A 15,107-nucleotide genomic window follows, 5' to 3' on the forward strand; every position below is an offset into this window, starting at 1 on the left:
ACCTTTTTCGGCAATTATTACCATCTCTTTCTAGCTAAATTTTATAGTAATAAAATAACAATCAGGTAGTTATTTGTTTTATAAGGGATAACTATCTAAGTAATCATTTAAGTCATAAGGATGTGAAGCGTAAAAATAACTGTTTGTGAAGGCATCAATACTAAATTCATTTAAAGCATAAAATTTGAAAATATATTTTGGTTTTTCAATATTATGTTGAATTTCCACTTTTGAATTTTCGTTTTTCTTATATGTAAAATCATTGTATTTGTATTCTTCCATTTCAGTATTTTTTGTTGCTTACCGCTAAATAGTATATAGACACTATAAAACGACTTCAATCTATCTAAATATAGATGACTTTGTGCCATTATAATAGTTTTATTTTCTCAAATATAATAATATTCTTAAAAACATAAATCTACAAACAACAAATAAATCTGTTAATCGGACAGCGTCAAAACAAAAAAAGCCCAAGAATCTAATCTTGAGCTTTACTAGCTGTACAACAAAAAAACCACCTCGTAATAATGAAATGGTTTTTAGTATTATTTCTCTCTAATATAAATATCAATTGGCACTCCTTCAAAGTCCCAATTTTCTCTGATTTTATTTTCTAAATAACGCTTGTAGGGCTCTTTAACATACTGTGGCAAGTTGGCAAAAAACACGAACTGAGGTGTTGGCGATGGCAATTGCATGCAATATTTAATTTTCACATACTTTCCTTTGGTTGCCGGCGGCGGATAAGCCTCAATTACTTTCAACATGAATTCGTTGAATTTAGAAGTTGGAATTCTTTGCGTTCTGTTTTCAAACACCTGAACGGAAGCTTCCAACGCTTTCAACAAACGTTGTTTGGTCAATGCCGACACAAAAAGAATAGGCACATCGGTAAATGGCAATAACTCTTTTTTGATTTTCTCGGCATAATCACGAGTTGACATCGTATCTTTTTCGACCAAATCCCATTTGTTTACCAAAATCACCACTCCTTTTCGGTTTTTTACAGCCAGCCAAAAAATATTCTGATCCTGACTTTCAAATCCACGCGTTGCATCAATCACCAAAATACAAATATCGGCATGTTCAATGGCACGTACCGAACGCATTACCGAATAGAATTCTAAATCTTCCTTAACCTTTGCCTTACGACGAATTCCGGCTGTATCTACTAAGTTAAATTCGAAACCAAAACGGTCAAATTTGGTATCAATGGCATCTCGGGTAGTTCCTGCAATGTCCGTTACCATAAATCGGTCTTTACCAATTAAGGCATTGATAAAACTTGACTTTCCGGCATTAGGCCGTCCTACAACCGCAAAACGAGGCAATACTTTTTCTTCTGTAACCACTTCCGGTTTATCAGGAAATGCTTCAATCAAAGCATCCAATAAATCTCCTGTTCCACTTCCTGAAATGCTGGCAAAAGTGTAATAATCACCTAAACCAAGGTTGTAAAATTCTACAGCGTCTTTTTCACGCATGGCGTTATCTACCTTGTTTACGGCTAATAAAACCGGCTTGGTCACTTTACGCAACAACTTCGCTACCGTTTCATCCATAGGTGTAATCCCTTCTTCCACATCCACCACAAAAATGATTACATCAGCTTCGTCAATAGCTAACTCAACCTGTTTGCGAATTTCACCTTCAAAAACGTCTTCCGAACCACGTACATAACCTCCCGTATCAATCACCGAAAATTCTTTTCCGTTCCATTCACTTTTCCCATAGTTTCTGTCGCGGGTAACTCCCGAAACCGAATCTACAATTGCTTCTCTTCTTTGTATTAATCGGTTAAAAAGGGTCGATTTCCCTACGTTTGGTCTTCCTACAATGGCAACAATGTTGTTCATTTCTTTATTTTTTTTTATTTCAGATTTTAGACCTTAGATTTCAGATTCCCAAAATCTTATTTGTATTATAAATCCAAAATACTGTATTTTTAATTTTTTGCAAAGGTAGTTAAAAAAGTGGCTAAGTCACTAAGTTTCTAAGTCCCTAAGCTTTTATGTTTTTTAAGAGCTATTCCAGCTTCCCGATAGCTATCGGGACACCACAATCTTTTATGTTTTAAAGAAAAAATAAAAAGATGCCGTTTCCATCTGGGCTAGACATTCCTTGATTCAACAGTCATTCACATAAACAAATCACCGAATAACCCAATCAACTATTTTTGATTATACCCAAAGCGTTTCAGCATATTAGCATTACTTCTCCAGTTTTTATTCACCTTCACATACATTTCGATATGAATTTGTTTACCAAAGAATTTCTCTAAATCTTCACGTGCTTCGACTCCTACTTTTTTCAAAGCAGCTCCTTTGTGTCCAATGATAATTCCTTTTTGCGTATCGCGCTCCACCATAATTACCGAACGGATTCGGATGATATTGTCGGTTTCAATAAATTCTTCCGTTACAATTTCCACAGCGTAAGGAATCTCCTTACTGTAATTCAATAAGATTTTTTCACGAATGATTTCATTCACAAAAAAACGTTCCGGTTTATCGGTCAACTGATCTTTGGGGTAATAAGGCGGTGAATCCGGCAATAAAGAAATAATGCGGTCAAAAACTTCCGGCACATTAAAATTTTGCAAAGCAGAAATTGGATAAATTTCGGCATTAGGTACTTTTTCTTTCCAAAAAGAAACCTGTGTTTCTAATTGTTCCTGATTGGAATTATCGATTTTATTCAACAACAATAAAACCGGAATTTTAGAATGTATAATTTTATTAAAGAAAGCTTCGTCTTTGAGTTCCTGCTCCCCTATTTCAACCATATAAATCAACACATCGGCATCTTCAAAAGCCGATTTCACAAAATCCATCATCGATTCCTGCATTTCGTACGCCGGCTTAATGATTCCGGGAGTATCAGACAAGACCATTTGAAAGTCTTCCCCATTTACAATTCCCAGAATTCTGTGACGGGTTGTTTGCGCTTTAGAAGTAATAATAGACAATCGCTCTCCCACAAATGCATTCATCAAAGTTGATTTCCCAACGTTTGGATTCCCTATAATATTTACAAAACCTGCTTTATGTGCTGTCATTCTATTTAATTTAATGCTGCAAAGGTAGTCATATCAAGCCAATAGACGAAATAAAAAGATTTTTTAAAATTTAGCATTGGAAATGTGGAATTTAATCGTATCTTTGCACCCGAAACATCGCGGGATAGAGCAGTAGGCAGCTCGTCGGGCTCATAACCCGAAGGTCACAGGTTCGAGTCCTGTTCCCGCTACTAGGTAGCCTTATTGAGATTACAAAACGCACATCGCGGGATAGAGCAGTAGGCAGCTCGTCGGGCTCATAACCCGAAGGTCACAGGTTCGAGTCCTGTTCCCGCTACTAAGAAAGCTTCATAGAAATATGAGGCTTTTTTTATGGAATTCAAAAACTAGACTCTCTCCTATTTTTACTAGCCTACTTGCACTATTTATTTTTTAAAATAAGTATACATATCGGTATACAAAATTTTGAAAAAATACACATCTAGATTTTCTCTTTAAAAAATAAAAAAACAAAACACCAATTACAAATCAAAAAGCATATTTCAAAAATCACAGGCTCTTCTCGATTCCGACGATTTGAAATATGACTGTTCTCATTATTAAAAAAGCTTCCCATTTCTAGGAAGCTTTTTTTATTGCTACACTTTTCTTTTTTATCTAAACAAAAACTTTTGACTCCTTTAGAAAAGTCAAATACTCAACTATTAAAAAGAAATTCCTCTTTATTTAAAAAAGAAAAATTACCTCACCAAAAGTATAAATATCTTGGTGGGTAATTTTTCAAAAACCAAACTAATTTGAACACACTAATTTTTAATATCCATTTGAGCCAAACTCTTGTGCATTACCAATTGCATCTAAGAATGCCTGAGGAATAGGTCTCACTATATTTTTACCGTCAACAAATCCGGTGATATCAGGATTGGTAACATTTAAATAAGCATTATTTAATTTACCAAAACGTTTTAAATCTTCCCAACGCACTTGTTCTCCAGCTAATTCACGAGCTCTTTCTTTTAAAATAAAATCCAGAGTTACTGCACTTGGAGCAACCACCATTTCATTTTCACGACTTGTAACTGCCGCACGCTTACGAAGCGTATTTATATAAGTCGCTGCAGTCGTTTGGTCATTATTTTCACGAAGCGCTGCCTCGGCCGCAATTAAATAAACATCTCCTAAACGAAGAATTGGCACATCCCCTAACCATCTTTGATTGTTATAAATCCATTGAATAGAAGAGAATTTTCTAAAAGAAGGATAACAATCTTTATAAGCACTTCCTAAAGTTCCGCTTGCAGCTGTAACCCATTTATTATTCGTTTCAAATTGCTCCTTAGGCGTTACAACCAAAAATGGCAAATCCTTTTTCTCAGCATCCGTCATTTCATAATTTGGAGTAAATACTGAAATTCCATCCAGATAACCATCCATATCATTATCCACCATATTTACATTTCCAGATGCATTTACACCATAAAAGTTTGTTCTTCCATCATAAAATACCTGACCCGCAGTATAAGTTCCAGCCGTATTTTTAATTACATGCCCTACCAAAGACTGATTTTTACCATATTTAGTAACCATATTTTGTGTAATGGTATAATCAGCCCATCTGGAATTATAATATTCTGTGAAGAACGTTTCTTCAAAACGGGTATCGGCAGGATTTTTTACCGGTTCAAAAATTTCAGTCAAAAGATATTTTGTTGGTTTCAAACCTCTGTCATTTGCCCTACCGTACCAGGCACAGTTTTTTTCTGTAGTTCCCCATTCAGCACCGATGGTTTTTAAATCCATTAAATAATATTGACGGGTACGACCACGGTTACTTGATTCCGGATTTAAGAAGTTAACCTCATCATTAGATTCTAAAAACAAAAACTCTTTATTGTTTTTATTATTTGATCCATCCCATAATTGTTTGTAGCCAGATTCAGTTGCTGTACTGGTCCAAAGTCCACATCCATAAGAAGACTGATTATCAATTAATTCCTTAGCTGTCACTAAAGCTTTTCCAGCATACAAAGCCTCGTCTCCTAAACGGGTTCTTTGCAAATAAGCTTTAGCTAACATTCCCAACGCTGCTTTTTTAGAAGCTCGTCCTTTTTCTGCACCCTGACTAACCGGAAGATGAGCAGCTGCAAATTCCAAATCACTCAAAATCAATTCATAGATTTTTTCTTCACTACTACGAACCGGGAAATTCTCCGCTTCGGTATTTACTGTAGAAGGCAAAGTACGCAATACAACTGCTCCATATTGTTCAACCAATTGCAAATAACTCCACCCTCTTAAAAAATAAGCCTCTGCTACTTTAGCTTCTCTTTCCGCCTGAGTATAACCCACAACTTTATCAGCATAATAAATAGCTAAATTAGCATAATTAATTGTCGCATAGAATCCTTGCCAAAACACCTGATTTTGCCCTTGCGTTGTTGACAAATCACTTCCGTATTTTACAAAACCAGCCAAATACGATTCTGCCCACCATAAATCAGTTCCCATTTCCTGAGGACCAATTCCGTCTAATTTCCCATAGAAATAATACAAAGCATCATATCCATAATTAACTAAACTTTCAAAACCTTCCGGCGATTGATATGCAATTTCAGTATCGGCTGTTGAATAATTGGTTTCATCCAAATTACAAGCTGCCGCAAAAAACACTAAAACAATGGCTAGTGCTGTATTTTTTATATTCAATATTTTTTTCATCTGTAAAAATTTAAAATGATAGATTTAAACCAAAAACCAACTGTTTGTACAATGGGAAAGAATCTGAAGCTTGAGTTTCGGGATCAATTCCTTTTAGCAAATGACTTTTGGCAAAAACAAACGAATTATAAACTGTACCATAAACTCTAAAGTTTGCAGCTCCAATAGCTTTAGTAACACTTTCCGGCATTCTGTATCCTAATGTAATATTTTTAATCTTAACAAAAGATCCATCTACATAATTAAGCCCTGCTACAGAAGGAGAAGTTGTAGTTCGAGCAGCTGCGTATGGTCTTGGAAAATCATTCGTAGGATTAGTTGGTGTCCAATAATTATAATTATCCAAAATATTTACTCTACTATAACCAAAATAACCTAACAACTGCCCATCAATCATTTGCCCCCAACGCGCTGTAGCAAAAACACTTAAATCGAAATTTTTATATTTAAATGTATTTAACAAACCTCCGGTCCAGGAAGGCGCAGCATGTCCTAAAATTTTTCTATCCTTAGCCAGACTAATTGCATATTTATTAGTCGCTGTATACTCTACTTCATTACCGGAACTATCTAATCCAACCCAAACACCATCAGCTTTTTTAGTTAAATCGGTTTGAATTTTCACATCACCCGGTTGCAAACCAAAAACAGCGGCATCAGCCTCTTCTCCTAACTGCCAAATTCCAACTTTCTTATAATCATAAAAAACATCTTTAGGAGAACCAACAAATAATCCTAATGAAATCAAATCATCTAAATTCACATTTGGCCCTAAATTAACTGCTTTAACCTGCTCTTTATTTCTGGCAAAAGTTAAAGTGGAACTCCACTGAAAATCTCCTTTTTTAACATTTACTGTATTCAAAGTTAACTCCACCCCTTTATTATTCATTTTGGCAATATTACCATTTTGCACATATAATTGTTTTGGACTAAAACTTCCAAGAGTTGAAGGCAGAGATCTTGAATAAATAACATCTTTTGTATCTGTATTATAAAACTCTAAAGATCCGTTAATACGATTATTCATAAATCCAAAATCCAATCCAATATTAGCATTGTATGATTTTTCCCAACCAAGAAGATCATTCCCCACTACTCGTGTAGGTACAGAAGTCAACACTTGTCCTCCTCCCAGGTTCAAAACATCATTTCCATTAGTAGTCTCTGATTTGGTAGCATACGCATTTATATTTGAGTTACCCGAAACTCCATAACCTACACGTAATTTCAACTCATTTAACCAATTAACATTAGTCATAAAATTTTCATCAGAAATTCTCCAGGCAAAAGCTCCGGCAGGAAACACATCCCATTTTTCGGCCAATTGCGATACCCCGTCATATCTAACAGATCCCGTTAAAAAATACCTGTCTTTAAAACTATAATTTAGTCTTCCTGCAAAAGACAAACGCTTAAGCTCACTAAAATCACTACTCACCTGTTTATTAACTCCGGCATCTAAATTATAAAACGAAAAACCGTCATAAAGAAAGCCCTCACTATAAGCAAAAGAAGATTCACTTTGACTATTAAAATAAGAAGTAATCAAAGTAGTTTCTAACTTATGATCTTCACCAATATGCAACTTATGATTCAAAATATTTTCCCAATAATAGGTGTAATTCAAAGAAGTATTATACTGCGCATTTCTAATCGCATTTTCACTACCGGTTAACATTAAATAAGTATGGTCACTATTAAAAATTCCGTTACGACTATTGGAAACAGAAATTCCTAAAATTGATTTAAAGCTTAAATCTTTAGCTAAATTAAATTCAGCATAAGGATTAGCTGTTACATTAATCGACTTTGTACTATTAGATAAAGTTCCCGGAATATTATTAGCAAGTACACTTACAATTCCCGGCTCTCCTTCTACAGGAAATTGATTAATGTTCCCATTTTCATCATACACATCTCCAAGCGGAACCATTCCAAATGCTTTGTTTACACGGCTTCTGTTATTATTTTGATCTCTAAAAATAATCCCTGAAGTCAATCCGAATTTAGCCCATTTAGCCGCCTGAATACTCAAGTCGCTTCGCATTGTGTAAACGTTTACATTGTCGCCCTGATAAACACCTTCCGTTCTATTATGTCCTAAAGACAAGCTCGCTTTAACTTTTTCATTTCCACCACGAATAGACAAGGTATTATTTGTCTGAATTCCTGTTTGAAAGGTTTTATCTACCCAATTCACATATTTACCATTATCTAAATATGGATTCAAACGTGTGGTTGATAAATTCCATCCTCCTAACAAAGCATCTCTGTTAGCTGAAGGAGCTCCATAAGTAGCCTGATATCCTTCTTCTAAATACTTTAACCAGGCATCTCCTTGTAAAGCACTTGGAAAAGACGGATTACTATTAACACTTACATAAGAATCAAAATCTATTTGAACTCTACCTTCTTTGGCCGTTTTTGTGGTAATAATAATAACTCCGTTAGCACCTGCCGAACCATAAATAGCAGTTGAGGAAGCATCTTTCAAGACATCAATAGAAGCAATATCATTTGGATTCAAATTATTAATATTTCCCTGAATTCCGTCGATAATATAAATCGGTTCGCTACTAGCCGTCAAAGAACGATTTCCTCTTAATAAGATATTAACTTTTCCGCTGGTATTTCCGGCATTACGGGAAATATCCAATCCTGCTACACGTCCCTGAATGGCCTCTATAGGACTTGTAACTGGTGCCATTTTAATATCATCTCCTTTTACTGAAGAAACAGCTCCGGTTAAATCGCGTTTTTTAACAGTACCATATCCAATTACCACTACATCTTCTAATTGAGATATATTTTCTTTCAAAATAATATTAATAGTAGTCGATTTTACCACTGTAACTTCCTGAGGAACATACCCTACAAAAGAGAAAACTAAAACATTATTTCCTTTTAGTGTAATAGTGTAATTCCCGTCAAAATCGGTTTGAGTATAGGTATTCGTCCCTTTTATCATAACATTTACACCCGGAATAGGCATATTGTTAGCATCTTTTACAACTCCCTTTATTTCAATTTCCTGTTGTAAGAATTTATTATTTGTCGATGTCTCATCCCTTTTGATAACAATAGTATTATTATCAGACAACTCAAAATCAAGATTATTCAATGAAAGACTCTGATTTAATAGATTGCTAAGATCAATTTCTCCTTTTAATAATTGAATTTTCGGAGCTCCAACAAAAATATCTGCCGGATACAAAAAGTGGTAATGCGTTTGATTTTTAATAATCTTAAAAACCTCATCTACAGTTACTTTTTTATTTGCCTCTATAACTATCTTTTCCTGCGAAAAAGTAGTAATGGGCGAAAATCCAAATGCCGTCGAGCACAATAATAGGATAAATGTTCTCATAATGATTTTTAAAAATCGTCTCCTGTGATGGAAAGCGGGGTTAGTAAACTTAATTTCCATAAATTTGCAATGTGTTGGTTAATTATTAATTAATACTCTGGTAGAGAGGACGAAGTATGAGACGGCCAAATTTCAAAACTTCGTTCCTCTTTTATTTTAAAATGATAGTTTTATCTTTTATTTCATAATCTTTTATATTTCCAAATTCCTTAAGTGTATTTAAAATCTCTTCGATTTTTTGATTTCTCCCTAAAACCCCCACAAATTCCTTTTTCTCTATTTCGGGTTTGGTAAAAATTACTTTAAAATCATACCAACGGGACAAAACAGTCATAATCTCTTTCAAAGACTTTCTCTCAAAACTAAAGACACCTCTTTTCCATGAAACTTCATTGCTCACATCAGTCTGATGAAAAGTCAAAGCCTGTGACTTAACATCACAAATTAATTGCTGACCCGGTAACATTTTTTCAACATTCTCCCTTGAAGTCACCATTACTTTCCCTTCTACCAATGTGGTGTAAATAGCAGCTTCGTCTTTATATGCTTTGATATTAAACTGCGTTCCTAAAACTTCAACAACTTGTTTTTTAGTAAAAACCTTAAAATGAGAACCGTTGTTTTGAGTACTTGGCGACACATCAAAATAAGCTTCTCCATACACTAATTCAACTACTCTGGTTTTTCCTTCTATAAAACTTGTCGGAAATTTCAGTTGTGATTCGGAATTTAACCAAACCTGAGTTCCGTCGGACAATTTAAGATAATACTGCCCTCCTCTGGGTACGGTTAAATAGTTATAAGTTACTTTACCCAAAGCAACTCCTGATTCTTTATACAACAATTCCCTGCCTGTACTATTTAGGTTTTTATCCGCATAGGTTTTTCCATTTCCCAAAATAACATTTGTACCGTCTTCTAACGTCAAAGTAGCTTTATCGGTACCAATTTCAATTTTATGAGAAATTATTTCCGGAACAACATGCTGTTTCTGCTCCTTAAAAAGCGTAGTAAAAGTAACCAACAGCACGAATGAGGCTGCAACAGCATATTTAAAGAAAGATTTTCTGTAGAACGGAATGACTTTAACCGGCTTTTGATTTTCAAAATTCAATCCTAATCGGATTTTTTCACGGATTCGTTCTTTCACTTCTTCTTTTGAACCCAAATAATCAGGCCAGTTTTCAATTTCCTGATTATTTAAAAAGAAACGTAATAGCTTATCAAACTCATTTTTGGTTATCGAACCATCCAAAAGTTTCGCTACTAATTCCGAAATATATTGTTGTGGATTTACATTCATTGATCCGTTTTTTTATGTGCCTATATAACTAAGTCTCCAAAAAAACGTTTCACACCTGCTCAATTAGTAAAAAAATTTACTTTTTTTTCACATATCCTTTTTTTTATCTTAAAAAAAAGCAAACAAACTCAATACTAACCGCTACTCCGAGCGATTCTTTTAAAATTTTCAGGGCTTTAGAAATATGTCCTTCAACGGTGCGTTGGGAAATATTTAACTGTTCAGCAATTTCTTTATTGGATAGCATGTTTTCTCTGCTGAGCTTATAAACTTCCCGACATTTATCGGGCAAAGTTTCAATAACAGCATCTAAATGACCTATTAATTCCTGATGCATTAATCGGGTTTCCGGATTAGAAGTTTCTATTTTATTCTCAAAATCATCAAACAACTCATCCGTTGCCATTTTCTTATTTTTATTAAAATGGTCATACACCTTATACACCGTACTGGTATATAAATAACTTTTTAAGGACGCTTTTATCTGCAACTTTTCCCTTCTTTGCCATAAGGAAATAAAGACTTCCTGAACAATATCCTCGCAAACCGACTGGTCTTTAACAAGATTGTAGGCTGCTAAATACATGACCTCCCAGTACTTGTTATAGATTTTTGTTAAAGCTTCTTCTTCACTATTCTGAAGTCTCTCAACAAGCTCCCAATCAATATATTCCTTTTCTGAAGTCATTAAAATACACTTAGTGTTATATGGTTCGTTGGTTTCAATCAAAAATAAATAATTGATTTTAGAATATCTTAAAATTTTAACAGAATTATTTATTATCTGAAAAATACATTCCTTAACCAAAAACCCAAAATATGATTTCTAAAAAAATTCGCTGTCAACCAGGCTATTCTTTCTTTGCATTCAATACTATCAAAGCGTAGAAATTCTTGTCATTAATAACAAATAATACACTATTTTCGTAATCACTTTATAAAACCAATAAAAAATGACCTATATCCCGGCAGCCAACCGATACGAAAACATGGAATACCGCCGATGTGGTAACTCCGGATTGAAACTTTCTGCTTTTTCATTAGGGCTATGGCACAACTTCGGACTGAACAGCGATTTTGAAAACAGCAGAAACCTGATAAAAACGGCTTTTGATAATGGCATCACCCATTTTGATTTAGCTAACAATTATGGTCCGCCTCCGGGGTCAGCGGAAGAATGCATGGGACGAATTTTAAAATTAGATTTTAAAAACTACCGCGACGAAATGATTATTTCCTCCAAAGCGGGTTACACCATGTGGGACGGTCCTTATGGTGATTGGGGTTCTAAAAAATACTTGGTTTCCAGTTTGGATCAAAGTTTGAAAAGAATGGATTTAGACTATGTGGATATTTTTTACCACCACCGTCCGGATCCCGAAACCCCTTTGGAAGAAACCATGGCAGCTTTGAATTTAATTGTTCAACAAGGAAAAGCTTTATATGTAGGTATCTCCAATTACCGTCCGGCAGAAGCTGCAAAAGCCATTCAATTATTAAAAGAAATGGGAACGCCCTGCCTGATTCACCAACCTAAATATTCGATGTTTGAACGCTGGGTTGAAGACGGACTTTTGGATTTACTAGGCAAAGAACAAGTGGGTTGCATTCCGTTTTCACCTTTGGCACAGGGATTATTAACCGACAAATATTTGAACGGAATCCCTGCCGATTCCAGAGTAGCCACCAGCGGACAATTCCTGAAAGCCGACCACATTACTCCTGAAAGACTGGAAAAAATCATTGCCCTCAATAAAATTGCGCAGCAAAGAGGACAAAAATTAGCTCAAATGGCACTCGCCTGGCTCTTGCGCGACGAGCGAATCACCTCTGTCTTAATTGGTTCCAGCAAACCGGAACAAATTACCGATTCCATCAAAGCTCTGGATAACATTATTTTCAGTATAGAAGAACTGGATACCATCAATCAAATTTTAAAATAAAAAAACGAGCCATAAACAATCTTTATGGCTCGTTTTCTTTTTGTAGCTGCAAAAAAACTAGTATTTATCCAGTTCATTTTCGATAATGTCATAAAACCGATGTGTCCTTTCTAAGGTTGGTACACCACTGGCTAATACAATTTCATCAAAAATCCGCAATCCCGACTCTTCTTCAATGAACAGCTCAAAGTAGCTTTCCATATCTTCCCAACCAAAACTAAACTTTTTCTCGCTTGCAATTTTACACAAATAGGAGGAGCGTGTTTGCAAGTCTTCTTCTGTTATAGTAACTGACTCATCCATAGTGATTTATTTTTTTAAGTATTTCAAATATATGAAATTTTACAACAAAACAAAACACAAAAGAACTCATATTCAATTAGTTAAAAACATTTTCTAAGTAAGCTAGTGCTAGCCAGATTATCAAAGACTAAATTTTCTAAAAAACAGAAAAATTTATACAGTATATTTTTAATTCTTTTTTTGTTTTAAAGACTTTTATAAACTGAGTGTAGAGGGTACGAATGCGAAGGTGACTTCACATAGCCGTCCTATTTAAAATTATCCTTTTTTTCTTATTGAAATTGAAATCCCTTATCTTTAAATCATTAAATCAATTCATTATGAAATGATCCGCCAAAATTATCAAACACAATAGAGAAAATAGAATTGCAGTTTATTTTCAAAAGAATGCTGATTTAATTGCACGCATTAAAAAAATTGACGGTGCCAGATGGAGTCAGACACTTATGGCCTGGCATATTCCGGATACCGAAGAAAACAGAATCCGTTTTAAAATAATACCATTATCACATACCATTCCTTCGGAAGAAGCAATAGTACAAATAGAAAAATTCCAACAATGGATGCGTTCCAAACGTTATAGCGAAAGCACTATTACTACCTATTGCGAGGCTTTAAAATCATTTTTAGTATTTTATAGAGAAAAACCAATTTCTGAAATTACAAACGAAGATGTGATTATCTATAATAACGATTATATTTTGAAAAATAATCTTTCAGCTTCCTATCAAAATCAAATAACTAATGCAATCAAACTTTATTTTAAAACTATTCAAGATACGAAAATTGAAGTTGATAAAATACACCGACCAAAACGAGCTAAAGTTTTACCAAACGTTCTGAGCAAAGAAGAAATAAAATTGATTTTGAATGCCCACAGCAACATCAAACACAAAACGATGCTTTCGCTGATTTATAGTTGCGGTTTGCGCTGTGGCGAATTATTGGCACTCGAACCCGTTCATATCGACTCCAAAAGAAACCTAGTTTTACTCAAAAACGCCAAAGGAAAAAAAGACCGCATTGCTCCATTATCGCCAAAAATTTTAGAAATGTTAAGAGAATACTATAAAGTACACCAACCTACAACATACTTATTTGAAGGACAAATAAAGGGACAACCTTATGACGTCAGAAGTTTGCAACTCATATTGAAACAAGCCTTACAAAAAACAGGAATTACAAAACCTGCGACATTGCATTGGTTGCGACACAGTTTTGCGACACATTTATTAGAAAGTGGAACCGATTTGAGATACATTCAAGAATTATTAGGACATAATAGCAGCAAAACCACCGAAATATACACACACGTAAGTACCAAAAGCATTCAGCAAATAAAAAGTCCTTTTGATGATTTGTAAGAAAAAATTAATATATTTGAAAAACAAAAAAGCGAAACAAACCTTCGCATATACACCCAAAATTGGGTAGATTGGCGAAGGTTTGTTTCGCCTATATACAAGTTGTGCGTAATGCTATGAAAAACATGACCGAAATAGAAATCATCAAATTTTTAAAAGGAAATATTGAACCAATTCAAGACAATATTTATGGTCTTGGATTTTGCGCTTCAGTCACTCTAAAAGACGGAACGTTTTTACCTTGTGTTATATTTAGAAATCCACAAAAACTGATTGAATTAGCTATACGACGATTCAAAGAAGAGCAGTCGGGAAAAAGTATCTTTGCGAGTAAAACTAAAGGTTTAGGTTACAGAGAAATTGTAAAGACTTTTGTCACTAAAGGAAACTGTGTAAATATTTACGACATAGCAAATGTTCAAGAAAGTCGATTTGCTATTCCTCCAAACGTGGCTAAACAAATCCATGGAGAAACTGCTATGAGTTGGACTGCTTTTGTTGCCGAATTTAATGACAAAAGAAAGCTTAGCTTTGGAACATCTTGGAATATGGAATTCTTTGACCTGCCAAATGATTATGATTTTAAAAATGTTACTAATATTATTAGCGGAGTCTATCTTTCAAAGGATAATGAAATAGTACCTCATAAATCAATTACTGATTTTACCAATAACAAAGAACAATTACAATATATTCATCGAGAGAAACCTTTTTTTGAATGTTTTGTAGAAAATTTATAGAAGCACTACGCACAACAGCTAGAGTTTCGTTGCGGCTGTAAGCCGAACAATGAAACTCGTGTTGAACGGAACCGCTGAAATTCCGCCAGCACTATGGATTTATCGAAAAGTTTTGAGAGAGAATAGCAAGAGTATTAAGTGTCCTCTTTTTTTTGTGGTGTATTTGGGGTGGTTTTTTGGCGTGTTTTCCTTCACTTATGGACACAAGTTCCCTTACCCATAAAATTAACTTTCATAGGGACTGGAATTTTGGCTACTGCCAAGATACCAAGCAGGCGGACCGCGCTGGTCAAAAACCGCTATTCGGTGTAAATTGCCTATTTTACAACAGGGACATTTAGGCA

General features: G+C 34.6%; 11 protein-coding genes, 2 tRNA genes and 1 pseudogene. 5 read left to right on the forward strand and 9 right to left on the reverse strand.

The window, feature by feature from the left end; all coding sequences use genetic code 11:
• Positions 1 to 78: 78 nt before the first annotated feature.
• The 3 genes from H599_RS0117375 to era all read right to left on the reverse strand — a co-directional run bounded on the left by H599_RS0117375 (position 79) and on the right by era (position 3,061).
• The gene (locus tag H599_RS0117375) at positions 79 to 282 is read right to left on the reverse strand and encodes a hypothetical protein (RefSeq protein WP_026715296.1); all 204 of its coding nucleotides are present in this window, start codon (positions 280 to 282) and stop codon (positions 79 to 81) included.
• A gap of 266 nt (positions 283 to 548) precedes the next feature.
• Complete coding sequence (gene der / locus H599_RS0117380) at positions 549 to 1,859, reverse strand: ribosome biogenesis GTPase Der (protein ID WP_026715297.1); 1,311 nt, start codon at positions 1,857 to 1,859, stop codon at positions 549 to 551.
• Positions 1,860 to 2,173: 314 nt separating this feature from the next.
• On the reverse strand, positions 2,174 to 3,061 hold the full coding sequence (era, locus tag H599_RS0117385; protein WP_035141872.1) for a GTPase Era: 888 nt from the start codon (positions 3,059 to 3,061) through the stop codon (positions 2,174 to 2,176).
• Positions 3,062 to 3,179: 118 nt separating this feature from the next.
• Between era and H599_RS0117390 the strand changes: the two genes are divergently transcribed.
• A tRNA-Met gene (locus H599_RS0117390) sits at positions 3,180 to 3,252 on the forward strand.
• Between the two features lie 34 nt (positions 3,253 to 3,286).
• Positions 3,287 to 3,359 (forward strand) — tRNA-Met (locus H599_RS0117395).
• A 476-nt stretch (positions 3,360 to 3,835) separates the two neighbouring features.
• Here the strand turns inward: H599_RS0117395 and H599_RS0117400 are convergent.
• The 4 genes from H599_RS0117400 to H599_RS0117415 all read right to left on the reverse strand — a co-directional run bounded on the left by H599_RS0117400 (position 3,836) and on the right by H599_RS0117415 (position 11,101).
• Positions 3,836 to 5,740: a RagB/SusD family nutrient uptake outer membrane protein gene (locus H599_RS0117400; RefSeq protein ID WP_026715299.1), complete on the reverse strand. Its 1,905-nt coding sequence runs from the start codon at positions 5,738 to 5,740 to the stop codon at positions 3,836 to 3,838.
• A gap of 10 nt (positions 5,741 to 5,750) precedes the next feature.
• Positions 5,751 to 9,110, reverse strand: coding sequence for a SusC/RagA family TonB-linked outer membrane protein (locus tag H599_RS0117405; RefSeq protein WP_162174275.1), 3,360 nt, complete (start codon positions 9,108 to 9,110; stop codon positions 5,751 to 5,753).
• 151 nt (positions 9,111 to 9,261) lie between these two features.
• Positions 9,262 to 10,413 carry a FecR family protein gene (locus H599_RS0117410; RefSeq protein WP_026715301.1) on the reverse strand — a complete coding sequence of 384 codons (1,152 nt, stop codon included), beginning with the start codon at positions 10,411 to 10,413 and terminating at the stop codon, positions 9,262 to 9,264.
• A gap of 103 nt (positions 10,414 to 10,516) precedes the next feature.
• Entirely contained in the window at positions 10,517 to 11,101 is a 585-nt protein-coding gene (locus H599_RS0117415; protein ID WP_035141877.1) for an RNA polymerase sigma factor, read from the reverse strand.
• Between the two features lie 265 nt (positions 11,102 to 11,366).
• Here H599_RS0117415 and mgrA point away from each other — a divergent pair, with 265 nt between their 5' ends.
• Entirely contained in the window at positions 11,367 to 12,356 is a 990-nt protein-coding gene (gene mgrA, locus H599_RS0117420; protein WP_026715303.1) for an L-glyceraldehyde 3-phosphate reductase, read from the forward strand.
• A 57-nt stretch (positions 12,357 to 12,413) separates the two neighbouring features.
• Here the strand turns inward: mgrA and H599_RS0117425 are convergent, their stop codons facing one another.
• Positions 12,414 to 12,659: a hypothetical protein gene (locus H599_RS0117425; protein WP_026715304.1), complete on the reverse strand. Its 246-nt coding sequence runs from the start codon at positions 12,657 to 12,659 to the stop codon at positions 12,414 to 12,416.
• Positions 12,660 to 13,105: 446 nt separating this feature from the next.
• Here H599_RS0117425 and H599_RS20040 point away from each other — a divergent pair, with 446 nt between their 5' ends.
• Positions 13,106 to 14,023, forward strand: a complete 918-nt coding sequence (locus tag H599_RS20040) for a tyrosine-type recombinase/integrase (protein ID WP_211253763.1) — start codon at positions 13,106 to 13,108, stop codon at positions 14,021 to 14,023.
• Positions 14,024 to 14,148: 125 nt separating this feature from the next.
• Positions 14,149 to 14,763: a hypothetical protein gene (locus H599_RS0117435; protein ID WP_155960820.1), complete on the forward strand. Its 615-nt coding sequence runs from the start codon at positions 14,149 to 14,151 to the stop codon at positions 14,761 to 14,763.
• 225 nt (positions 14,764 to 14,988) lie between these two features.
• On the opposite strand, the pseudogene H599_RS21490 reads toward H599_RS0117435, so the two are convergent.
• Positions 14,989 to 15,107: pseudogene (locus H599_RS21490) on the reverse strand (IS91 family transposase); the annotation flags it as partial.

It is taken from the genome of Flavobacterium daejeonense DSM 17708 (genome assembly GCF_000425425.1).
Taxonomy (GTDB): domain Bacteria; phylum Bacteroidota; class Bacteroidia; order Flavobacteriales; family Flavobacteriaceae; genus Flavobacterium; species Flavobacterium daejeonense.